At 51.5% G+C, this 21,981-nt stretch carries 24 protein-coding genes; 23 read left to right on the forward strand and 1 reads right to left on the reverse strand.

Annotated features, from left to right (window positions below; all coding sequences use genetic code 11):
• Positions 1-47 precede the first annotated feature (47 nt).
• The 21 genes from J2X61_RS07370 to J2X61_RS07465 all read left to right on the forward strand — a co-directional run bounded on the left by J2X61_RS07370 (position 48) and on the right by J2X61_RS07465 (position 18,965).
• The gene (locus J2X61_RS07370; protein ID WP_310186920.1) at positions 48-782 is read left to right on the forward strand and encodes a class I SAM-dependent methyltransferase; all 735 of its coding nucleotides are present in this window, start codon (positions 48-50) and stop codon (positions 780-782) included.
• A gap of 128 nt (positions 783-910) precedes the next feature.
• Positions 911-1,891 (forward strand): glycoside hydrolase family 43 protein, encoded by a 981-nt coding sequence (locus J2X61_RS07375; RefSeq protein ID WP_310186922.1) that lies wholly within the window; start codon positions 911-913, stop codon positions 1,889-1,891.
• 202 nt (positions 1,892-2,093) lie between these two features.
• The gene (locus J2X61_RS07380; protein WP_310187389.1) at positions 2,094-3,752 is read left to right on the forward strand and encodes a spore germination protein; all 1,659 of its coding nucleotides are present in this window, start codon (positions 2,094-2,096) and stop codon (positions 3,750-3,752) included.
• Entirely contained in the window at positions 3,697-4,815 is a 1,119-nt protein-coding gene (locus tag J2X61_RS07385) for a GerAB/ArcD/ProY family transporter (protein WP_310186924.1), read from the forward strand. Before J2X61_RS07380 ends, J2X61_RS07385 begins: the two co-directional genes overlap by 56 nt.
• Positions 4,796-6,013, forward strand: a complete 1,218-nt coding sequence (locus J2X61_RS07390) for a Ger(x)C family spore germination protein (protein ID WP_274468615.1) — start codon at positions 4,796-4,798, stop codon at positions 6,011-6,013. Before J2X61_RS07385 ends, J2X61_RS07390 begins: the two co-directional genes overlap by 20 nt.
• Positions 6,014-6,031: 18 nt before the next feature.
• On the forward strand, positions 6,032-6,232 hold the full coding sequence (locus tag J2X61_RS07395) for a CLC_0170 family protein (RefSeq protein ID WP_274468616.1): 201 nt from the start codon (positions 6,032-6,034) through the stop codon (positions 6,230-6,232).
• Positions 6,233-6,319: 87 nt separating this feature from the next.
• The gene (locus J2X61_RS07400; RefSeq protein WP_310186929.1) at positions 6,320-7,303 is read left to right on the forward strand and encodes an aldo/keto reductase; all 984 of its coding nucleotides are present in this window, start codon (positions 6,320-6,322) and stop codon (positions 7,301-7,303) included.
• 12 nt (positions 7,304-7,315) lie between these two features.
• A complete protein-coding gene (locus J2X61_RS07405; protein ID WP_310186932.1) occupies positions 7,316-7,693 on the forward strand; it encodes a LytS/YhcK type 5TM receptor domain-containing protein in 378 nt (125 codons plus the stop codon).
• Complete coding sequence (locus tag J2X61_RS36310; RefSeq protein WP_396135410.1) at positions 7,627-7,785, forward strand: histidine kinase dimerization/phospho-acceptor domain-containing protein; 159 nt, start codon at positions 7,627-7,629, stop codon at positions 7,783-7,785. Before J2X61_RS07405 ends, J2X61_RS36310 begins: the two co-directional genes overlap by 67 nt.
• Before the next feature lie 4 nt (positions 7,786-7,789).
• Positions 7,790-8,281 (forward strand): ATP-binding protein, encoded by a 492-nt coding sequence (locus J2X61_RS07410; protein WP_310186934.1) that lies wholly within the window; start codon positions 7,790-7,792, stop codon positions 8,279-8,281.
• Positions 8,282-8,437: 156 nt separating this feature from the next.
• Positions 8,438-9,670, forward strand: a complete 1,233-nt coding sequence (locus J2X61_RS07415; RefSeq protein ID WP_310186937.1) for an aminopeptidase — start codon at positions 8,438-8,440, stop codon at positions 9,668-9,670.
• A gap of 33 nt (positions 9,671-9,703) precedes the next feature.
• The gene (locus tag J2X61_RS07420; protein WP_274468623.1) at positions 9,704-10,327 is read left to right on the forward strand and encodes a TetR/AcrR family transcriptional regulator; all 624 of its coding nucleotides are present in this window, start codon (positions 9,704-9,706) and stop codon (positions 10,325-10,327) included.
• A 5-nt stretch (positions 10,328-10,332) separates the two neighbouring features.
• Positions 10,333-11,205, forward strand: coding sequence for a GNAT family N-acetyltransferase (locus J2X61_RS07425; RefSeq protein ID WP_274468624.1), 873 nt, complete (start codon positions 10,333-10,335; stop codon positions 11,203-11,205).
• Positions 11,206-11,298: 93 nt separating this feature from the next.
• Positions 11,299-11,646, forward strand: a complete 348-nt coding sequence (locus J2X61_RS07430) for a hypothetical protein (RefSeq protein ID WP_274468626.1) — start codon at positions 11,299-11,301, stop codon at positions 11,644-11,646.
• 974 nt (positions 11,647-12,620) lie between these two features.
• Positions 12,621-12,998: a hypothetical protein gene (locus tag J2X61_RS07435; RefSeq protein ID WP_310186945.1), complete on the forward strand. Its 378-nt coding sequence runs from the start codon at positions 12,621-12,623 to the stop codon at positions 12,996-12,998.
• A 121-nt stretch (positions 12,999-13,119) separates the two neighbouring features.
• On the forward strand, positions 13,120-13,254 hold the full coding sequence (locus tag J2X61_RS07440) for a hypothetical protein (RefSeq protein ID WP_310186948.1): 135 nt from the start codon (positions 13,120-13,122) through the stop codon (positions 13,252-13,254).
• 43 nt (positions 13,255-13,297) lie between these two features.
• The gene (locus J2X61_RS07445) at positions 13,298-14,344 is read left to right on the forward strand and encodes a LacI family DNA-binding transcriptional regulator (RefSeq protein ID WP_274468629.1); all 1,047 of its coding nucleotides are present in this window, start codon (positions 13,298-13,300) and stop codon (positions 14,342-14,344) included.
• A gap of 196 nt (positions 14,345-14,540) precedes the next feature.
• Positions 14,541-15,812 (forward strand): ABC transporter substrate-binding protein, encoded by a 1,272-nt coding sequence (locus tag J2X61_RS07450; protein WP_310186951.1) that lies wholly within the window; start codon positions 14,541-14,543, stop codon positions 15,810-15,812.
• An 83-nt stretch (positions 15,813-15,895) separates the two neighbouring features.
• Positions 15,896-16,780: a carbohydrate ABC transporter permease gene (locus tag J2X61_RS07455; RefSeq protein WP_310186953.1), complete on the forward strand. Its 885-nt coding sequence runs from the start codon at positions 15,896-15,898 to the stop codon at positions 16,778-16,780.
• Between the two features lie 12 nt (positions 16,781-16,792).
• Entirely contained in the window at positions 16,793-17,632 is an 840-nt protein-coding gene (locus J2X61_RS07460; RefSeq protein WP_310186955.1) for a carbohydrate ABC transporter permease, read from the forward strand.
• A gap of 70 nt (positions 17,633-17,702) precedes the next feature.
• On the forward strand, positions 17,703-18,965 hold the full coding sequence (locus J2X61_RS07465) for a Gfo/Idh/MocA family protein (protein ID WP_310186958.1): 1,263 nt from the start codon (positions 17,703-17,705) through the stop codon (positions 18,963-18,965).
• 46 nt (positions 18,966-19,011) lie between these two features.
• On the opposite strand, the gene J2X61_RS07470 is transcribed toward J2X61_RS07465, so the two are convergent.
• Positions 19,012-19,572, reverse strand: a complete 561-nt coding sequence (locus J2X61_RS07470) for a helix-turn-helix domain-containing protein (RefSeq protein ID WP_310186960.1) — start codon at positions 19,570-19,572, stop codon at positions 19,012-19,014.
• A 141-nt stretch (positions 19,573-19,713) separates the two neighbouring features.
• Between J2X61_RS07470 and tdh the strand changes: the two genes are divergently transcribed.
• Both tdh and J2X61_RS07480 read left to right on the forward strand, forming a co-directional pair.
• On the forward strand, positions 19,714-20,754 hold the full coding sequence (tdh, locus tag J2X61_RS07475) for an L-threonine 3-dehydrogenase (RefSeq protein WP_274468635.1): 1,041 nt from the start codon (positions 19,714-19,716) through the stop codon (positions 20,752-20,754).
• Positions 20,755-20,774: 20 nt separating this feature from the next.
• Positions 20,775-21,953: a glycine C-acetyltransferase gene (locus J2X61_RS07480; protein ID WP_274468636.1), complete on the forward strand. Its 1,179-nt coding sequence runs from the start codon at positions 20,775-20,777 to the stop codon at positions 21,951-21,953.
• Positions 21,954-21,981: the final 28 nt, after the last annotated feature.

Consider the following 21,981-nt stretch of genomic DNA (forward strand, 5'->3'; position numbering starts at 1 on the left):
AATAGGTACGGGTAAACAAAAGATTACGACGGGAGAGCATCAGACAAATGAAAGAGAACAAATATGACGATAGCGGCTTTTTCGAGAAATATAGTCAAATGGCGCGCTCGATCGGAGGATTGGACGCTGCGGGGGAATGGCCGGCACTCCGCGCGCTGCTGCCGGAGCTTGCCGGTAAGAACGTGCTCGATCTCGGGTGCGGGTACGGCTGGCACTGCCGGTATGCGCGCGAGAGAGGGGCGCACTCGGTTGTCGGGCTCGACCTCTCGGAGAAAATGCTTCAACGCGCCAGAGAAATGACGAACGACTCCGCAATCACGTACCGCAAGCTGGCCATTGAGGACATCGACTATGAAGCCGGACAGTTCGATGTGGTCATTTCCTCGCTAGCCATCCATTACGTGAGAGACTTCGAACTTCTTAGCCGGCGAATTCACTATTGCCTTGCGCAAGGGGGAAGCTTCGTGCTGTCCGTTGAGCATCCGGTATTTACATCCCGTGCCGAACAGGATTGGCATTATGACGAGCATGGCGAGAAAATGCACTGGCCCATCGATCATTACCAGGACGAAGGCGAGCGGGCGGCGCGCTTTCTGGACCATGACGTCGTGAAATATCACCGGACGGTAGCTTCCTACATGAACACGCTTCTGGATGCCGGCTTCGCGATCGATAGAGTGTCAGAGCCTGGACCAACGAAAGAGGCACTGATGAAAGATCCGGAGATGAGGCACGAAGCGCGCCGGCCGATATTTTTATTGATTGCCGCCGTTAAGAAATAGGTGTGGAGGAAGAAGAAAAAGAAGACGGTGCAGGACGTCCAAAAATTTCTTGAAAGTTTGGCGAACATCGGTATAATTATGTATGTAAGTTCATTAAACAAACTAAGTCGAATGAGGAGAATATACCGATGACCAAGCCCGTGCAGCCTAAAGAACCTTTAGTTACCCATATTTATACGGCCGATCCGTCTGCTCACGTATTCGAAGGCAAAATTTATATTTATCCGTCCCACGATCTGGATCACGACGGGCCTTCCAACGATAACGGCGATCAGTACGCCATGGAAGATTATCACGTGCTATCACTGGACGATTTCAATTCGCCTTGTGTCGATCATGGGGAGGCGCTGCATTTGCGAGACATCCCTTGGGCGAAACAGCAGCTATGGGCTCCGGATGCCGCATACCGCAACAACACGTATTATCTATTCTTCCCGGCCAGAGACAAGGACGATATTTTCCGCCTCGGCGTAGCGACGAGTTCCTCGCCTGCCGGACCGTTCACACCTCAGCCCGATTATATCCCCGGCAGCTTCAGCATCGACCCTGCCGTATTCATCGATGAAGACAACAAGGCGTATGTGTATTTCGGCGGCCTATGGGGCGGTCAGCTTGAGAAATGGCAGACAGGCACCTTCGTTCCCGACGCCGCCGGACCGGCGGAGAACGAGCCTGCGCTCGGGCCAAGATTCGCCGAATTGAACGATGACATGCTCACGTTCAAAGAAGCGCCGCAAGAGATTCAAATTATTGACGAAGCGGGTAATCCGATTCTGGCCGGCGATGAGGATCGCAGATATTTTGAAGGCCCATGGATGCATAAGTATAATGGCAATTATTACTTATCCTACTCGACGGGCACCACACATTGTCTGGTCTATGCCGTGAGTCCGAACCCGCAGGGTCCGTTCGTTTTCAAAGGCACTATTCTTACTCCGGTCATCGGCTGGACAACGCACCATTCCATCGTTCAGTTTGAGGATAAATGGTATCTGTTCTACCATGACTGCTCACTGTCCGACGGCGTTAACCACAAACGCTGTGTCAAATATGCGGAGCTCACTTACAACGAAGACGGCACGATCCGGACGATTGATCCTTATAAATAAATCCGGCGCCAGAAGCTGCCCCAAAGGTTCGTCAACCATTGGGGCAGCTTTTTTGCATGCATAGAATCCGGGATTTGGATAAAAATACGGGAAAGGCAATGTTTGGGAAACAGACAGCGAAGTGTAGGGGGGATTCCGTGTGACCGTTTGGCAGTGGTATAAGCGAAGGTCTAGACCTGCAACCCAAAATCAACAGCCTCGGATGCTGCCCGGTAAGGAAAAATCGCCTCATCATTTGCTGGAACAGAAGGAAAAGGTACAAATCAACGGCAAAATTGACGAGACTTTGGGCATGGTCAAAGACATTTTAGGCGAAAATGATGACTTCGTCATGCGCCACTTCCGCATATTTGATGAATATCCTGCGGCTGTCATGTACTTCGCTGATTTGATCGATAAGCAGAACTTGAACGATTATGTCTTGAAACCGCTCATGCAGCCGACCTCCTATGATATGTGGGCGCAATCCAGCCGTCCGCTGCAAGAGTTTCTGATGGCTGAAACGATCTATACCTGTGAAGGAAGAACGGAGAAGCTGCTGCCCGAAATTGTTCAGGCGATCGTGCAAGGCGATTCCGTAGTAGTGGTAGAAGGCTTGACCGAGGCCTTCGTCTTCAGCACGCGTCACGTCGACAAGCGTTCGATCAGTCAGCCGGAGACCGAGCAGGTTATCCGCGGCGCCAGGGAAGGGTTCATCGAGATGCTGGGAACGAACCTGGCCCTGCTGCGCTACCGGCTGCCGACGCCGGACTTCCGGGTGAAGACGATGCGTATCGGCCGTGTCACCAAGTCCAAAGTAGCCATTTGTTATCTGCAGGGCATTGTTAATCCTGCGCTGGTTGAAGAAGTATACAGGCGGTTGTCGCTGATCGACATCGACGGCATTCTGGATGCCGGATACTTGGAGCAGTTTATCGAGGATAATCATACTTCACCGTTTCCTCAGATTCAGAACACCGAGCGGCCGGATAAAGCGGTGGCCAATCTGCTGGAAGGCAGGGTCATCCTGCTCGTCGACGGTTCACCGTTCGCACTTATATTGCCAACGGTTTTCAGCCAATTTTATCAAACGGTTGAGGACTATTCCGAACGGTATCTTCTCGTCAGCTTTATCCGGTTAGCCCGTTTGGTGGCGCTCGTTTTCTCGCTCATTTTCCCGTCGCTCTATGTGGCGCTCATTTCCTTCAACCCGGAGCTCATTCCGACGGAGTTCGCCGTTGCGGTAGCCGGGGGCCGGGCGGGTGTGCCGTTTCCATCCGTTATCGAAGTGTTAGTGATGGAAGTGTCGATGGAAGTGCTGCGGGAAGCGACGCTTCGGCTGCCTCAGCAGGTCGGCGGCGCCCTCTCGATCGTCGGCGTGCTTGTCGTCGGACAAGCGGCGGTGGCGGCAGGCTTCATCTCGCCGATCACCGTCGTGATCATTGCCTTGACGACGATCGGTTCCTTCGCAACGCCGGCTTACAACGCGGCGTTAGCGCTCAGGCTGCTGCGCTTTCCGCTGGTCATTTTATCGGGCATCTTCGGCTTGTATGGGGTGATGATCGGCTTGATTCTCATTGCTAACCATATGCTGTCCTTGCGTTCGTTCGGTGTGCCTTACTTAAGTCCGATCGTTCCGGGCAATTTCCAAGGGATGAAGGATACGCTGGCACGCCTGCCGCTATGGTCCATGCCGAAGCGTCCAGCTCTCCTGCATACGCCGGATGCGAACCGGTTAAGTAAAAAAACGAAAGAAATGAGCGAAGAGGCACCTAACAACACGTTAGATCCAGTGAAAGTTGGAAATACAAGGAGGGACGTAACGCATGGAGGAGCATACGCGTCAGATAACGGTCATACAGGCGGCGATCATTCTGATTAGCACAATCATTGGGGTAGGGGTACTAGCCCTATCCCTGTTTGCAGCTAGAGCTGCCGATTCCGGGGCTCCGTTCGTAACCTTGTTAGGATTTCTGATCGGTTTAATTGGACTTTGGCTGCTCACGAAGCTCGGGATGCGATTTCCGAATCAATCCATCATTCAGTACAGTGAACAACTGATCGGCAAATGGGTTGCCAGGAGCTTCAGCATATTGCTCATCATCTTCGTATCCCTGGTGACGGCATTGGCAGCGCGCGAATTCGGGGAAGTCGTCGTCACCTCCGTATTAACGAAAACACCGTTAGAAGTGACGGTCATCGTTATGCTGCTGCTGGCAGCCGTTTCATCGCGGGCAGACATCACGACCTTTACGTATTTCCATCATTTCTATTTCCCCATCATCGTATTTCCGGCGATTCTGATTGTCGTGCTCTCGCTGAAGAATGCGCATCTGGTCAATCTGCTGCCCGTGTGGGGAAACGAGCATAACAATTTCATCAGCGGAATGTTGACGATGGCGGCATTGTTTCAAGGTTCGTTTGTGATGACGATTGTCATCCCGGCCATGCGCAGGCCGGAGAAGGCGATGATCGCCGGTTACATCGGCATGATCATTCCCGGAGCGCTGTACGTGCTTATTGTCATTGCAACCGTCGGTGTCTTCGGCTCAGAGGAAATCAAGCAGCTCGTTTGGCCGACATTGGAATTAGCGAAGACGACGTCGCTTCCGGCGAACATTTTGGAACGGCTGGACGGTGCTTTCCTGGCGATTTGGGTGACTGCCGTATTCACCACTTTGCTGTCCACCTACTATTTGGCCATTAGTTTCAGCAGCCAGCTGCTGCGTTTAAAGGACCACAAGATGTTTACTTTCTTTCTCGTGCCCTTTATCTATGTCATTGCGATGTTCCCGCAGAACCTGCTGCAGATGTATGAAATTATTCAAATCGTCGGACGCTTCGGCCTCGTATTTACGGTCGCTTATCCATTGGCTTTACTCGTTATTGCGGTTATTCGCAAGAAACAAAGTCGGGGTGAGCCTCTTGCTGCAAAACCTGATTAAATTGGTTCTCATATTCCTGCTGGTCACTCCGCTGCTGACAGGCTGCTGGGACCGTTTGGAAATTGAGGACCGGGCAGTCGTCTTGGCGATCGGTATTGACAAAGCCAAACCGGGTGATGAGAAGGAGACGAGCAATGCAACGCATATTTTGCAAGATGCCCCCAACCTCGGCGGAGAATTAATTCGGACAACGGCGCAAATCGCCGTGCCGGGACGCATTCCGCTTGGAGCCGGCGGGGGCGAAGGCGGTCCTTCCGGGCAGAAGCCCGTCTGGGTGCTGACCAGCGTCGGCAAAACGGTAGAAGATTCCCTGATGAATTTGCAGCAGCAGCTCGCCGACCGGTTATTTTACGGTCATTTGCGGGTAATTGTTTTGTCCGAGGAATTGGCTAGAGAAGGCATTCAGAACGAGAACGATTTCTTCCGCCGCCAGCCGCAAGTGAGAAGAACGGTTTGGATGATAGTGTCGAAGGGGAAGGCAGCCGACATCATGAATGCCAACCCGCAGCTGGAGCGCGTACCAGCGCTGTATTTGTTAGCCACTTTGGAACACGCCAGGGAGATGGGCAAACTGCCGAACATTTTCCTAGGCGTCTTCTTGAGTGCTGCGTCTGCCAAAGGGCAGGAGGGGACGCTTCCCTACGTGGAGTTGAAGAAGAAATCGAACGTGGAAATTGCCGGGATGGCCTATTTCCACAATGACAAAATGGTTGGCAGAACAACGGCGCTGCAGATCGGTCATTATATGGCCATGAAGGAGATTAACCCTGGCGGGTACAGCGTGCTTCAACAGGTGCCGGATTCGGAAACGGCGGTCATGTTCAGAACGAAGCATCGGAAATCGAAGATCAAGACAATGATTCAGAATAACCAGGTGCATGTGGATATCAAATGTCAAGTCGAAGGCGATTTGGAGGAGAAATCCAACGAGAAACTGCTGATGACGAAACAAAATATAATGAAGCTGGAGCAGAAGATCAAGAAAGACGCCGAAGTCGGCTTCGAGAAATTAATCCAGCAGACACAGAAAGACGGAAGTGACATTTTTGGTTTCGGCGAGTATGTGCGGGCCATGCATCCGGGCTACTGGAATAAGGAAGTCCGCAACAAAGAAATGTGGGCCAACAAGTACAAAGAGATAACCGTCGATGTCAGCATGCAGGTCAAAATTAGACGGATCGGAACGAAAACCAAGTAACGAAGGAAGGCGAAACGCTTGATTACTTTTAACAATTACACGGTCTTGCTGCTATTGATTTCCGGGCTGCTCGTGTTGATCTTCGATGTTAAATTGTATGCAAAAGCAAACATGCTGAAAGAGAAAAAAAGCGCTCAGATTACAGGAGTTTTGAATATCTCTCTCGGCGTCCTTTCTTATTTCGGCTATTTGGTGTACGAGAATTGGTTTTGGAAATAAAAGGAGGAGGAGTTAGGGGAGTTATGGAGAATACCATTACGCTGTACGACTATTTGAGGAACGTTAGGTCTAGGGGAGGAAATGGATATGAAGTACCGTCAACTGGGCGATACGGAGTTAAGCATTAGTGAAGTCAGCTTTGGCACGTGGGCAATCGGAGGAGGATGGGGCGAGGCGAAAGACGCCGAGGCACTGAACGGACTGCGCATGGCGATGGAGGCGGGCGTCAACTTCTTTGATACGGCGGACGTTTATGGATCGGGTCATGCCGAAGAGCTTCTGGCTGCTGCTACCAAAGGCAAGGAAGATGACATATATATAGCGACCAAATTTTGCCGTGCAGGCGATATTCATGATCCGCATACGTACTCGGAGGCAACCGTTCGCCAATACTGCGAGAACAGTTTGAAACGATTGCAGCGCGAACGGATTGACTTGTATCAGATCCACTGTCCGCCGCTTGCCATTCTGCAGGATGGACAAGTGTTCGAGGTGCTCGACAAGCTCCAAGCGGAGGGCAAAATCCGTCATTACGGCGTGAGCGTGGAGACCGTCGAAGAAGGGCTGTTCGCGCTGACGAAGCCTGGTGTGAAGGCGCTGCAAGTGATCTATAACATCTTCCGGCAGAAACCTGCCGAGACGTTGTTCCCGCAAGCGAAGGCTGCCGGCGCAGGCATTCTGGTCAGGCTCCCGTTAGCCAGCGGATTATTGACCGGGAAGTTTACGGAATCGAGCACGTTCGCGGCCGACGATCACCGCAATTTCAATGCGGACGGTGCCCAATTCAACGTCGGAGAGACCTTCGCAGGCCTGCCTTTTGTCAAAGGCGTAGAGCTGGCGCGAGAATTGGCTTGGATCGCAGAAGGCCGTGAGAGCATGGCTCAGGCATCCATGCGGTGGATCTTGGACAATCCGAATATCACCTGCATAATCCCGGGCTTTAAGAACGAACGTCAGGTGGAAGACAACCTGGGCGCAGCGCAAGTCGCCTCCTTCAGCCCGGAGGAGCTCGAACGTCTTCAAGCCTTTTATCGGGATGAGGTTAGAGATTATATTCGGGGGCCTTATTAAGAGGATGTCTCGATGATCAATTTTTTCAAAGATTTTCTGTTAAATATTTTCTTCATTTTTTCACCATTGACTGTCTATCCGTATTTGTACCGATCGCAGCGGGATGTGTTCAAGTATCGTGTGGTCATCGCATTATTTTTCACACTCGCAATTGCCGCATCGATGCTCTTTCCCGTTAATTTCAACGGATTGGTTTATGATTTTCGATCCATTCCCTTGCTGATCGGTTCTTTGTACGGAGGCATCTATGTATCCATGGTTTTATATGCGGCAACGATTGTTTGCCGCGTTATCATTGGAAGTCCGTACAATTCGTCAGCGAAATGGCTGCTTCCGTCGCTCATGAAATACGAAATCCGCTTACAACTGTGCGCGGGTTCGTCCAATTGATGGGTGCGCCGAATATTGACCCGGAGAAGAGACAATTTTATCAGCGAATTTCGCTGGAGGAACTGGATCGGGCTCAATCCATCATAAAATGATTATTTGGCGGTCGCAAAGCCTGAGCCCGAGAAAGATGAACTTATCCTTATTAACGAAGAAGTACACTATGTTTCTCAGGTTTTATTAACGCTGGCGAATTATCATGACGTCAAAATTGAGGTTTCTTTGCAACATTCCCAAATGATCATCGAGGGAGACCGGAACAAGCTGCGGCAATCGTTCATCAATATCGGCAAGAATGCCATTGAAGCTATGGCGAACACCGGCGGATTGCTGGAAATAACGTCGTCATCCGGGCACGGCGGAAGCGTGATCGTTTCTTTCCGCGATAGCGGAATCGGTATGACGCAGGAGCAGATCGGCAGGCTGGGGACGCCTTATTTTTCATCTAAGGAGAAAGGAACCGGACTCGGGACGATGGTCTCCTTCAGCTTGATCAGAGCGATGAAAGGCAAGATCAGAATAGATAGTGAAAAAGGCAAGGGAACGGTTTTTGAAATCACCTTTCCGGCCGATATACGGGAAATATCATGACCCTGATGGATGTCAAGGAGCTTGCCTTATCGCAGCTTCTTTTTTATTTGTCCGGATCGTGAGAATTTGCTTGACAGAGAATAACGATTATACACATAATAATAAAACGACTGGTCAGTCTTTTTTATGTGACCAGGACAATAAAGGAGGAGTACGATGCCGACTTTTCAAGACAAATTAGATACCTATGCTGCTCTAGCCATACAATTGGGTGTGAATCTTCAGCAGAATCAATCGCTGGTCATTTTTGCTCCAATAGGCGCCGTTCAATTGGTGCGCAGCTTGGTCAATCGGGCTTATGACGCCGGAGCCAAGCATGTTTATGTCGAGTGGTTCGACAGTTATATCACACGTATCAAATATGACCGGGCGCCTTTCGACGCCTTGCTGGAATACCCGATGTGGCAGGCCAAAGGCTACGAGGAGCTGGCCGGGCAGAACGCCGCGTTCTTGTACGTGGAGGTTAGCAATCCGGACCTGATGAAGGGCATCGATCCGCAGCGCCTGCAGACAGCCAGCAAAACCAATAATACAGCCTTGATGGGGCTAACGAACGCCAGGCTCACCCATCAGGTCAGCTGGGCTATCGTCGCTGCGCCGTCGCAGGAGTGGGCGGATAAAGTGTTCCCGGACCTGATGCCGGAAGAGCGGGTGGAGGCATTATGGGATGCGATCTTCAAAGCGACGCGTGTCGACCTTGAAGATCCGATCACAGCTTGGCAGGAGCATGCAAGCACACTGTCGGCGAAATCGTCATATCTCAACGAGAAACAATACAAATCTCTGCATTATCGCGCTGAGGGCACCGACATCAGAATCGATCTGCCGCGGGATCATTTATGGGTTTCGGCAGGCAGCAGGAACCGGCAAGGCACGACGTATATAGCCAATATACCGACAGAGGAAGTCTTTACATCGCCGCTGAAAACAGGGGTGAACGGAACCGTTAGAAGCACGAAGCCGTTAGTGTATAACGGCGTCTTGATTGAACATTTCTCGTTAACGTTCGAAGAAGGAAGAATTGTTGATTACCATGCGGCGAACGGGCAGGATGTTTTGAAAAGCTTGATCGAATTGGACGAAGGCTCCCACTACTTGGGGGAAATCGCCTTGGTCCCGCATCGCTCCCCGATATCGGATACCGGTCTTGTTTTCTACAATACGTTATACGACGAGAACGCTTCATGCCATTTTGCCATTGGCCGGGCATTTCCGTTTTGCCTCAAGGACGGCATTGCGATGAGCGCGGAGCAATGGCAGCAGCGCGGCTTGAATACGAGCTTGACGCATGTCGATTTCATGATGGGTGCGGCGGATTTGAGCATTGACGGAATATTGGAAAACGGCGAATCGCAGCCGATTTTCCGGAACGGCGGTTGGGCATTTTGATCATGAAACAACAACCGCGGAAAGGATAAGAGCATGTCACCGAAAGTTTCACAAGCTTACAAGGAAGAGAAGAAGGCGATCATTCTCGAGGGAGCGCTTCACTGCTTTACGGAGAAAGGGTTCCAGGCTACGACAATCGACGATATCGTGAAGCATTTGGGGATCAGCAAGGGTGCGATTTATAGCTATTTCGCCTCCAAGGAAGAGATGTACATTCAAATGGCTGACGATAAAATGAATGCGATGCTGGCCAATTCCCTCGAACATTTCAAGAACTTGCCCGGAGCAGCGGATCAAATTCGATATATGTATGAACGTTTCCGCAAACAGCCTTTGGCCGAGCTGCGCAGATGGATGGCCTTTCACCTGGAGTTCATGCTGTATGCGGCTCGCCAGCCGCACTTGAGCGCACGATGGGAGCAGTATGCGGATAAAGCGCTGGTATTTATGCAGGACATCATGGAAGGCGGGAGAAAATCTGGGGAGTTCCGCGCGGACCTGGATTGTGCGGCGGCTTCCCGGCTGTTCTGGTCGATTAGGGACGGATTGGCGCTCCAGTACATGTTAAGCGGGGAAGAAGCGGAGTACCGGCGCAGAATTGACGATATGGAGGGTATGGTATTCCGTTATATTTTGAAAGGTAACGACGGAGGGTGAGCGCAGTGATTTTCAAAAAGATGAGCGAGCTGTCGGTGAACGAGGCAGTTGCGCTTTGGAATCTGGGGTTCGAGGGATATTTCATCAACAGTACGTTGAATGTGGACAGGTTTCTGGCAAGAGCAGTTGCTGAAGGGCTCTCTATGGAGCTTTCGCTGGCCATGTATGACACGTTTGGGGACCCAGTCGGGTTGGTCATGAACGGATTTCGGACGATCGACGGCCGGAAAATCGCTTGGAATGGCGGTACGGGAATTGCCCCGGCCTTCAGGGGAAAAGGCTACGGGCAGCAGCTGATGGAGCGAAACTTAGAGCTGTATCGTGAACAAGGCGCAGCTGCAGCTCTTTTGGAGGCGCTGATCCAGAACGATGCTGCCATTCGGCTGTACCAAAAAGTCGGCTACGAAATCACTGAGCGGCTGCTCGGACTTCAACATGAGGGTACACTTCATGCGGACATCCTGGGAACGAACCGTACGTATGACGTAAAGCGAGGGCGCCCGGTCGAAGTGAAGGAGCTTCCTTTCTACAGGCCGATGTCTGCTTGGCAGACCCAATGGACCAGCCTGAGAGACGGCGAAAGCATCATAGTTACCGATGGAGACGCGGTGGTCGGATATGCGCTATGCAAACGTGTGTATGCAGAGGACAGCAGCTTAGCGACAATCGTCCTTTACCAGTGCGAAGCATCGCCGGGTCGCGGGGATGAGCGCGAAATTATGCGGGCTGCGCTGCGGGAAGTTTTTGAACCAGGAGGTCCATCCTGCAAGCGGTTGACGTTGAACCTCAGGCATTCAAATCAGGAGCTTGCCGAATTGTTAACAGCCATGGGTTTCACGTCATATGTCACGCAGGTGCACATGCTGCGGCAAATGTGAGGACGTATGCACTTGTACCGGTGTGTTAGTTTATGGCGGGTGTGCATATGAATCGTTATGGAGTGCAAAAAACGATTCATGGAGGGGTACCCGATGTCTTTTTTTGACAAAGTAAAGCAGGGAGCGTCCGATGCCGCCAAGAAAGCCCAGCAAACCGTCGAAATTACCAAACTGAAGGCGCAAATTTCATCAAAAGAAAAAGAAATTGAGAAATTTTACGGCCTCATCGGCGAATCCGTTTATTCCGCTTATATGACCGGCGATACGGCCCGTTACGGAGAAATTGTAGAGAGATTAAGCCACGGCATCGCCATGGTCAAACAGGAGATCGTGCAGCTCGAACAGAAATTGATCGAGCTGCGCAATGAAAAAGAATGCGTCTGCGGCAAAGTGGTTGCGGCTGACACGAAATTTTGCTCGACCTGCGGCCATCAGTTTTGATGGGATAGCAGGGTGCTATCAATTGATGGTAGCCTACTATAACCTACAGAATCAGCAGTATCCACGCTAGATACAAAATCCACACTAACTGTCCTCAGCCACTTTATGTCCACTATCCCGTTGGTTCAGGTGACCTGGTAGCGAGCTCAGTTGCGCTATGTCCACTATCCCATTGGCTCAGGTGACGAGGTTCGAGCTCGACTGCGCTGTGTCCACTATCCCATTGGTTCAGGTTACGAGGTTCGAGCTCGACTGCGCTGTGTCCACTATCCCGTTGGCTCAGGTGCCGAGGTATCAAGCTCGGCTCCGCTGTGTCCACTATCCCGTTGTTTCAGGTGACGAGGTAGCGAGGTCAGCGGTGCTATGTCCACTATCCCGTTGGCTCAGGTGCCGAGGTTCGATGTCCATTTAGGTGACCGGGTATCGAGCTCGACTGTGCTTTGACCACTATCCCCTTAGCTCAGGAGTACTGAGCCAAGGGGATAGTGGCAGTAGGCAGCACTGACTATGAGGCGACCTGAGAGAAAGGGATAGTGGCAGTAAGCAGCACTGACTCGGGGGCGACCTGAGCGAAAGGGATAGTGGCTATAGGAAGCACTAACTCGAGGCGACCTGAGCGAAAGGGATAGTGGCTGAAGGAAGCACTGACTATGAGGCAACCTGAGCGAAAGGGATAGTGGCTATAGGAAGCACTAACTTGAGGCGATCTGAGCGAAGGGGGTGGCTGAAGGAAACACTGACTCGAGGTGACCTGAGCGAAAGGGAGGGTGGTTAGAATCGTAATCGCGAGTCGAAATGGGAATGGAGTATGAGATTGAAGGGTGAGTTAGAAGGATGAGTTAGTAGTAAGTGATGCGCGGCGGAAGCAGGGATACTCCAGAAAACGTGGAATTGTACAGAAGGTGTCAATCAAAGAACCTGAGGTAGGAGAGACGAGAGTGAGCGATACGATCATGTATGTTTGAGGAGCTGCAATGAATACCGAAAACCAACGATTATTCAAAAAACCGATATTCACAGCGGTAACAGGCTGGGCTGTTCTAGCTTGCTCAACTGCTTTTATTTATGGTATACGCTTGTTGATGCCAAGTTTTACGCTGTTGCTGGTTGCCAGCGTTTTTATGCTCGTCATATTCCTTCTTATTTGGACAACGGTATCTTTGTTTGGGCTTCTGCAATGTTTGGTTGACTTCAAGCACTTTCGCAGGATCAAGTCCAAGCTTGCGCTAGCAGAACAAGGAATATGCATCCTGCTCTGCGCAGCAGGCGCATTATTGAATATTTTGCTGGTAATATGCAACAGCATAATTATTTACCGGATATACCGGCTGTGGCAGCAGTTTTTCCTCTGAAAGAGTGCGGTGCTATGCATGTCAGGTTTGTGCTCGGTGACAAATCTAAAAAATTTCCCTGTAACAATATTGACACATTGTAAAGAGATGAACTAATATTTATTTAAGCTCAGGAAAACGTTTGGGCAAGGATTTGGGTTTAGATTTGGCTCTTGGTTTGGATCTTGGTTTGGATCTTGGTTTGGATCTTGGTTTGGACCTTGGTTTGTACCTTGGTTTGGATCTTGGTTTGGATCTTGGTTTGGATTTGGCTTAGAGTTGTTTTGGATTTTGGTTTTGGATAAAAGGAGCTGTCACATTTGCCTACACTCAAAGATATCGCCGAGCTGGTCGGCGTTTCGATTTCAACAGCCTCGCGCGTTGTCAGAAATGATACGAGCAGGCATATCAATCCTGAAACAAGAGCCAAAGTTTGGGAAGCCGTTCGACAGCTGGAATATACCCCTAACGAATCGGCGCGCCACCTCGTCAGCAAGGTGAAGGGGCAGAAGAAGCAGACGAAGCAAATCGGCTGTATTATTCAAACGGCTCGTTTGAATGACGATCATCCTTACTATTCGCCGATTATTACGGCTTTTACCAAAAAAATATTGGAATCCAGCTATTCCTTGGCTTTCATCCACACCTCTGACGAGCTTACGGATGATGCACTGCTGCACCGCTGTATTCATGAGATCGGCGTGGACGGCATTATCATGATCGGCGAGATCGGTCCATCTGTGCTCGAATATTTGCAGAAGGTAGAAGATCTCGCACTCATCGGTATTTGCACGAACGGTGCGGAGATTACGATGGTCGATTACGACAGGATACATGCGGCCAAAGCTGCCGTCGACCATTTGATTGCTCAAGGCCACCGCGCGATCGGCTTTGTCGGCGGTCCTGGGCACACCGGGCAGCTGGACAGCGAAGAACGGTTCCAGGGCTACAAATTCGCTATGTACGATGCGGGCATTCCCTTACACAAAGATTGGGTCATAGACACCCGCTGGGAAATCGACCGCAGCTACGAATACGTGAAAGAGCAGCTTGCGCGTACGGATGTAGAGCGTCCGACAGCGATCTTCTCAGCCAGCGACCAGTTGGCGATACCGGCCATGCGGGCAGTGATCGAGAGCAAACTGAGGATACCGGAAGATATCGCGTTCGTTTCCATGGATAATATTGATTTCGCCCAGTATACAACACCGCCGTTATCCTCGGTCCATGTGCCTAAAGTAGAGATTGGCATCACGGCCGCAACTACATTGCTCGACATGTTGAAAGGTGAGCAGCTGGTTCTGTCGAAGGTACTGCTGCCGCATAAATTAATTGTGAGACAGTCGTCAACGTTTCGAAGATCATAATTTTTTTTGGATCTCAGGATAACGTTATCCTGAGTTTGTGCCCAAATGAATTCGATTGAAGGGGGTGAGTTGCGCTTTACGGCCAATCCGGATTGTAACCGTTTTCCCGGTTAGATGAGTTCTTTCACAAAAAAATTAAAAGGGTGATTACACAATGGTTAAGAATGCGAAAAAAATGGTTTGCTTATCAATGCTGATGTCTTCCATGGTTGCCGTGAGTGCTTGCGGGAGCACAGCTTCAACGGACCCAGTCTCTTCTGGGGCACCCGGGGCGGATGCGAAAGCGACGGCTGCTGCAAGTGGGGAGAAGGTTACGATCACGTATGGCGGTTGGGGATTGGATACGATGACCGAAGTCATCAAAGCTTTCCAAGCCAGTCATCCGAATATTGAAGTGAAAGCGGAGAACACACCGTACAAGCAATATTTCACCAAACTGGAGACAGCCGCTCAAGGCGGAACGATGCCGGACGTGCTCTGGATGAACGGGCCTAACTTCATCAAATATGCTGAGAACGGCATGCTGAAGGATTTGACCGACAATATAAAGAAGGATCAAGTCGATTTGAAAAATTTCCCGGCATCCCTCGTATCGCTCTATAGTCTTGGCGGCAAGAACTATGGCATTCCCAAAGATTACGACACGATCGGCTTATGGTACAACAAGAAACTGTTCGATGAGAAAGGTGTCTCTTACCCGGATAACACATGGGATTGGGCGAAGCTGACGGAAGCGGCCAAGAAGCTGACGGACCCCGGCAAAGGCGTATATGGCTTCGCCGCACCGCTCGCCAACCAAGAGTATTTCTACAATACGATTCTTCAAGCCGGAGGCAGCATCATTTCTGACGACCATAAGAAATCAGGGTACGATTCGCCAGAATCCATCGAGGGCTTGAAGTTTTTGACGGATCTTATTCAAGTACATAAAGTGTCCCCGACGCTCGCCCAAATGACGGAGACGGCTCCAGCGGACCTGTTCACTTCAGGCAAGCTGGCGATGTATTTCGACGGTTCATGGGCAGCCTTCACGATTAATCAAAATGCGGAAATGAAAAACATAGCCGATGTTGCCCCGCTGCCGAAGGGTAAAAAGCAAGGCGTCGTCATTCACGGACTGGGTCATGTCATCTCGGCCAACTCCAAGCATCCGAAGGAAGCGTGGGAGTTCGTGAAATTCCTCGGCTCGAAGGAAGCGGCGGAAGTAGCGGCTAAGCAAGGGGGAGCCATCCCGGCTTACAAAGGCAGCGAAGCTGCATGGCTTGCGGCATTCCCGCAATATAAGGCCAAAGTATTCATCGATATGACTGAGTATGCAACGCCGTATCCGGTATCCAAGAACACTTCCGTATGGACAACGTATGAGACGGAAATTTTGAAAAACGCATGGACCGGCGATAAACCGGTGGCAGACGCTGCCAAAGAGCTAGGCGCCAAAATGAATCAAGCCCTGGCGGCAGAGAAATAATCCGCCAAAGCGGAGGTTCGCACGGCAGCGACAAGCACCGTCGAACCTCCCGCCTTAAATCAACCATGGGAGCGTGCGTACTCATGCGATTCAGCTCAAAGCGCCTATCCGAGTGGATGTGGGCGTACATCATGATCACACCGTTAATGCTGGGTTTGCTTATTTTTTACATTTGGCCCGTGTTCCAGACGTTTTATTTCTCATTTACGGATTGGGGCGCCTTTGGCAAGTATACGTGGTCGGGGTTAGCGAATTACAAGAAGCTTTTCACGGATAAAGATTTGCTCTATGCCTTTCGCAATACGAGCATCTATATTATTACCGCCGTGCCCGTAGGCATTATTGTATCGATCGTCCTCGCCGTGCTGCTGAATCAGAAGGTGAGAGGCTTATCGGTTTATCGAACGCTGTATTTCCTACCGGTTGTCACGATGCCGGCTGCGATTGCGATGGTTTGGAAGTGGCTGTACAACTCCGATTTCGGATTGATCAATTATGTGCTCGGAAAGCTGTCCATTCCCGGTCCGCACTGGTTGACCGATCATCGTACGGCGCTGCTCTCCATCATTATCGTTGCAATCTGGTGCTCAATCGGCAGCCATATGATCATCTTCTTATCCGGCTTGCAGGGCATATCCGAGTCTTATTATGAAGCCGCATCGATCGATGGAGCGGGGGCTGTCACTAAGTTTGTCCGCATCACGCTGCCGCTTTTGACGCCGACCATCTTCTTCGTGTTGGTGACGTCACTGATCGGCGCATTCCAGGTGTTTGATTTCATTTATATGATGGTCGGCGATATTGTCATGGAATCCACCCAATCCGTCGTTTATTTGTATTACAAATACGGATTTCTTAAAAACAGCAAAGGGTACGCTTCCGCGATCGCTGTGCTGCTGTTCATCATCATTATGATCATTACGTATATTCAGATGAAAATTCAAAAGAAATGGGTCCACTACGACTAAGGAGGCGAGTGTATGAATACGAAACGGGTCAATCAGAAATCGCTTCAGAGCGGCGGAATCCATCTCATTCTCATATTGGGCGCGGTGCTCATGGTCACGCCTTTCCTCTGGATGTTCCTGACGTCGGTGAAAACGTTGGGCGAGTCGACGGCAATTCCGCCGGTGCTGCTGCCAAAAACGTTCCAATGGAGCAATTATTCCAAGGTTTTTGTGAATCTGCCGTTCTTTACATTCTACTGGAATACGTTCATTACAACTGTGGTAAAAGTGGCCGGCCAGCTGGTCATCTGTTCGTTGGCAGCCTATGCGTTCGCCAGAATCGTTTTTCCGGGGCGCAGCTTTTTCTTCATTCTGATGCTTTCCGTGCTGATGGTGCCGGGGCAAGTATTTCTCATTCCGCAATATATGATTATGAAAAATATGGGCTGGCTGAATTCGCTGACGGCTCTTATCGTACCCGGGTTATTCAGCGCTTTCGGTACGTTCCTGCTGCGTCAGTTTTTCATGACGCTGCCCGGCGAGCTGGAAGAAGCGGCGAAGCTTGACGGCTGCAACCAATTCCGCATCTACTGGCAAATTATGCTGCCGCTCGCCAAATCCGGGATGATCGCCCTCGCCATTTTCACCATGCTATGGTCGTGGAACGATCTCATGTGGCCGCTTATCGTCAATTCGTCACCGGATAAAATGGTGCTGTCCGCAGGAATCGCTTTCCTGGAAGGCGAACATAAAACGAATTACACCATTATTATGGCAGGCTCGATGATGGCGATTCTGCCTATGATCTTCATTTTCTTCGTGTTCCAGCGTTCTTTCATTCAAGGGATCGCATTCACAGGAAGCAAATCCTAAAGCTCATCATAAGATAACTTATAGGTATAGGTTCAAAATTACATACAATGTTACAGGAGATGAACTCATCATGGATAAAGTTACGGCAATCCTGCTAGGGGCGGGAGATCGAGGAGCGCACGCGTATGCGCCTTATGCAATAAACTATCCGCACGAACTGCAATTCGTGGCGGTCGCCGAGCCGCATGCGGAGCGTCGCGCCGCTTTTGCCGCAGCACACGGGATTGCGCCAGAAAATTCGCAGGAGAATTGGGAAGCGCTGCTGGCACAGCCGAAGCTGGCGGATATCGCCATCATTTGTACGCAAGATCAGATGCATTATCAGCCAACGTTGAAAGCGCTTGAGCTTGGGTACCACGTTCTGCTCGAGAAGCCGATGTCGCCAAGTCCAGCCGAATGCGTGGAGATGGAGCTCATGGCCAAAAAGCATAACAGGCTGCTGACAATCTGCCACGTGCTGCGGTATACCACGTTCTGGACGGCCATGAAGCGCGCGATCGACGAAGGCAAAATCGGCCAGATCGTGAACATTCAACTGAACGAGAATGTCGGTAATATGCATATGGCGCACAGCTTCGTTCGCGGCAATTGGAACAACGCCGACAAGTCGTCACCGATGATATTGGCCAAATCGTGCCACGACATGGACATTCTTTCCTATATCATGGGCGGGCCCGCCCAGCGTGTCAGTTCTTTCGGGTCGCTTATGCATTTCAACGAGGCCAACGCGCCGGAAGGCGCGCCGGCACGCTGCTTGGAGGGCTGTCCGGCTGAGACCTCGTGCCAATATTACGCGCCCAAATATTATTTGGGCGCAGGCCGCCGCTGGGCGCGTAAATTTACGACGGATACGAGCAATGAAGGCATCATTGAAGCGCTTCGCACAACGCCTTATGGCAAATGCGTATACCGGAGCGATAATAACGTCGTTGACCATCAGGTGGTCAATATGGAGTTCGCCGGCGGAGCGACCGCCATGTTCAGCATGTGCGGGTTCACGCGTGACAACACGCGGATTCTCCAAATCATGGGGACGAAAGGCGACATTCGCGGCAATATGGAGGAGAACGAGTTCACCGTTCATGATTTCGTGACGAATGAGAAGACGACCGTCCATGTTCACGCATCCGAAGAGGGGCACGGCGGAGGCGATGCAGGCATCGTGCGCAGCTTCTTGCGCGAAGTGAGAACGTATGCAGGGGGCGAAAGCTCGTCGTCGGCCTCCGTATCCGTGCGCAGCCATCTCATGTCGTTCGCAGCGGAGGAATCCCGTTTGAACGGCGGCAAGCCTATTGCGATCGAGGAATTCTACAACCGGTTGGTTCAGGTCTAATAGAAGAAACGCAAGCCGCCGGCGGGAGCCGGCAGCTTGCGTTTTTTTACACGGAGGGATAATAGATGATCGTCTTATAGACAGCTCTGCGGTCCGTGAGATTCGTATACGTATGCGGTCTATCAGCGGAGAAATGGATGCCGTCGCCGGCATACAGCGTGTAGCTCTCTTGTCCGATCGTGATTTGCAGCTTGCCTTCCACCATCAGAATGTATTCCTCAACGCCTTCGTTATGAGGCTCCGATGTATGGCTGCAATGCTGATCCATTTGGACGGTATAGATCTCAAAGTTTTTCTGCGGGTGGAAGGGAAACAGCGGATAGGCGCGATATTGGCCGTCTTCCTCTTCGAATGGGGATAAATCATCCGAACGGACAACGGTAATCTTCGGTTCATCGTCTTCGATTAAAGAGGTGAAGGAGATCTGCAGCCCGCTGACGATCTTCCAAAGCACGGAGATTGTCGGATTCGAGTCTCCCCGTTCGATCTGCCCCAGCATCGCTTTGCTGACGCCGGTCAACTCGGCTACCTGATCCAAGCTTAAGCCTCTTGTTTTGCGGATGTTCAGCAGCTTTCTGCCGACCATTTTGTGTATCGGTTCTTGCATCGGTGTGACTCCTTCTGAGTAAATTGGGTCCGTCAAATTCGCCTATTTACAATATAACATACATTCGTGTAATATGGTATATATAGACAGTAAAACGCACATATGTACAGTATATTGTATATTCACGTAGGAGGAATCATCATGTCCAGAATGATGGTAGGGTTGGTCAAAGAACACCGCGGACCCGGCGCCGTATTGAAAGAAGTTCCCGTGCCGGTGTGCGGCGACGACGAAGTGCTCGTTCGTATCAAGGCGAGTTCCATTTGCGGAACGGATCTGCATATTTACAAATGGGATGCTTGGGCGGACAAAACCGTCATTACGCCCAACGTGTTCGGCCATGAATTTGCCGGCATCGTCGTCGAGATCGGTGACCGGGTTCGCGGTGTGAGAATCGGTGACCACGTCTCTGCCGAAGGGCATATGATCTGCGGGAATTGCAAAGCGTGCCGAACCGGTAACGGGCATGTATGCCCGCATACCAAAAGCTTCGGCATTACGGCGCCGGGCTGCTTCGCCGAGTATGCCGTCGTCAAGGCGAGCAATATTATTCATAATTCGCCTGAATTGCCTTTCGAAATAGCCTGCTTGCAGGATCCGCTCGGCAACGCGGTACAAACCGTGCTATCGGGAGATATCGTCGGGAAGACGGTTGCGATCATTGGGGTAGGTCCCATCGGACTGCTGGCCATCAAAGTGGCGAAAGCGTGCGGTGCAGGCGCAATCTATGCTGTGGACATTAACCAGAACCGGCTGAATATGGCCTCGCAGATGGGGGCGGATGTCACGATCAATGCGATGGAAACGCGTACATCCGAGGAGCTGCGCAAGCTGACGGAAGGCGAAGGCGTGGAGGTCGTCCTTGAAATGTCGGGCAATCCGCTTGCGATTGCGGATGCATTCGAGGCTGCGGCCAATGCGGGCCGTGTATCGCTCCTGGGCATTCCGACGAAGGAAGTCAGTCTGGATGTAACGAACCAGATTATTTTCAAGGGACTTAAGGTCGAAGGCATCACCGGGCGCAAAATGTACCAGACCTGGTACCAGATGAAAGGGCTGCTGAACCAGCATCGCGTGGATTTGGCGTCGGTAATCACCCATACCTTCACGCTGGACCAATATGAGGAAGCCTTCCGTTTAATGCATGAGGGCCAATGCGGTAAAATTGTTTTTACTCATTAATATAACTTGGGAGGTTCGTCATGCATTATTTGAACGATTTGGCGGCAGATATCGAGGGCTGGAAGCGGGACGGCCGGTACCGTACGATCAAAGTATGGGAGAGCGGCTCCGGCACCTGGATGAATTTGAACGGGCGGCGTATTCTCCAAATGTCCTCCAACAACTATTTGGGGCTGACCGATCATCCCCGGTTGAAGCAGGCGGCAATCGCCGCCATCGAGAAATACGGCGTCGGCAGCGGTTCGGTGCGGACGATTACGGGGACGCTGGATATTCACGAACAGCTGGAGCTGGAGCTCGCAGCCTTCAAAGGCACGGAAGCGGCACTCGTCTTCCAGTCCGGCTTCACGACGAACCAGGGCGCATTGTCTGCGATTCTTGGCGCGGATGACGTCGTGATCTCCGACGAGCTGAACCATGCAAGCATCATCGACGGCATTCGCCTGACGAAGGCGGCGCGCCGGATCTTCGCGCATAAGGATATGAATCAGCTTGAAGCCGTGCTGAAAGATACACAAAATCATCGCAAACGGGTCATCGTAACCGACGGCGTGTTCTCCATGGACGGGGACATTGCGCCGCTTCCGGACATTGTGCAATTGGCGGAAGCTTATGACGCCATCGTGTATGTGGACGATGCGCACGCCAGCGGTGTGCTGGGCAAGAACGGCAAAGGCTCGACCGACCATTTCGGCCTGCACGGACGCGTCCATATTCAGATCGGCACGCTGTCCAAAGCGATCGGCGCCGTAGGCGGCTATGTCGCCGGAGCCCAGCTGCTGAAAGAGCATTTGATCCACTCCGCGCGGCCGTTCCTCTTCAGCACGTCGCAGCCGCCGGCCGTTGCAGCTACATGCTTAGCTGCGATTCAGGTGCTGCGCGAGAGTTCGGATCTGGTCGCCAAGTTGTGGCATAATGCGAACGGCTTCCGGAGCTCGCTGCAGCGCCTGGGCTTCGATACCGGCGCCAGCGAAACGCCGATCATCCCGATCATCGTAGGGGACCCCGCACGAACGATGCGTTTCTCTGACCGCCTGCTCGAGGAGGGGATCTTCGCGCAAGGCATCGTTTATCCGACCGTCGCGATGGACAAAGGCCGCGTTCGGCTGATTGTGACGGCGCAGCATACGGAAGCGGATCTTGCCGTTGCCCTTGGAAGCTTGGAGAAGGTCGGCCGGGAATTCGGCTTGATCTCATAATGAGAAGAAGGAGTGCCGTGGCGAACAC

The organism is Bacillus sp. 3255, assembly GCF_031456485.1.
Classification (GTDB): Bacteria; Bacillota; Bacilli; order Paenibacillales; family NBRC-103111; genus Paenibacillus_E.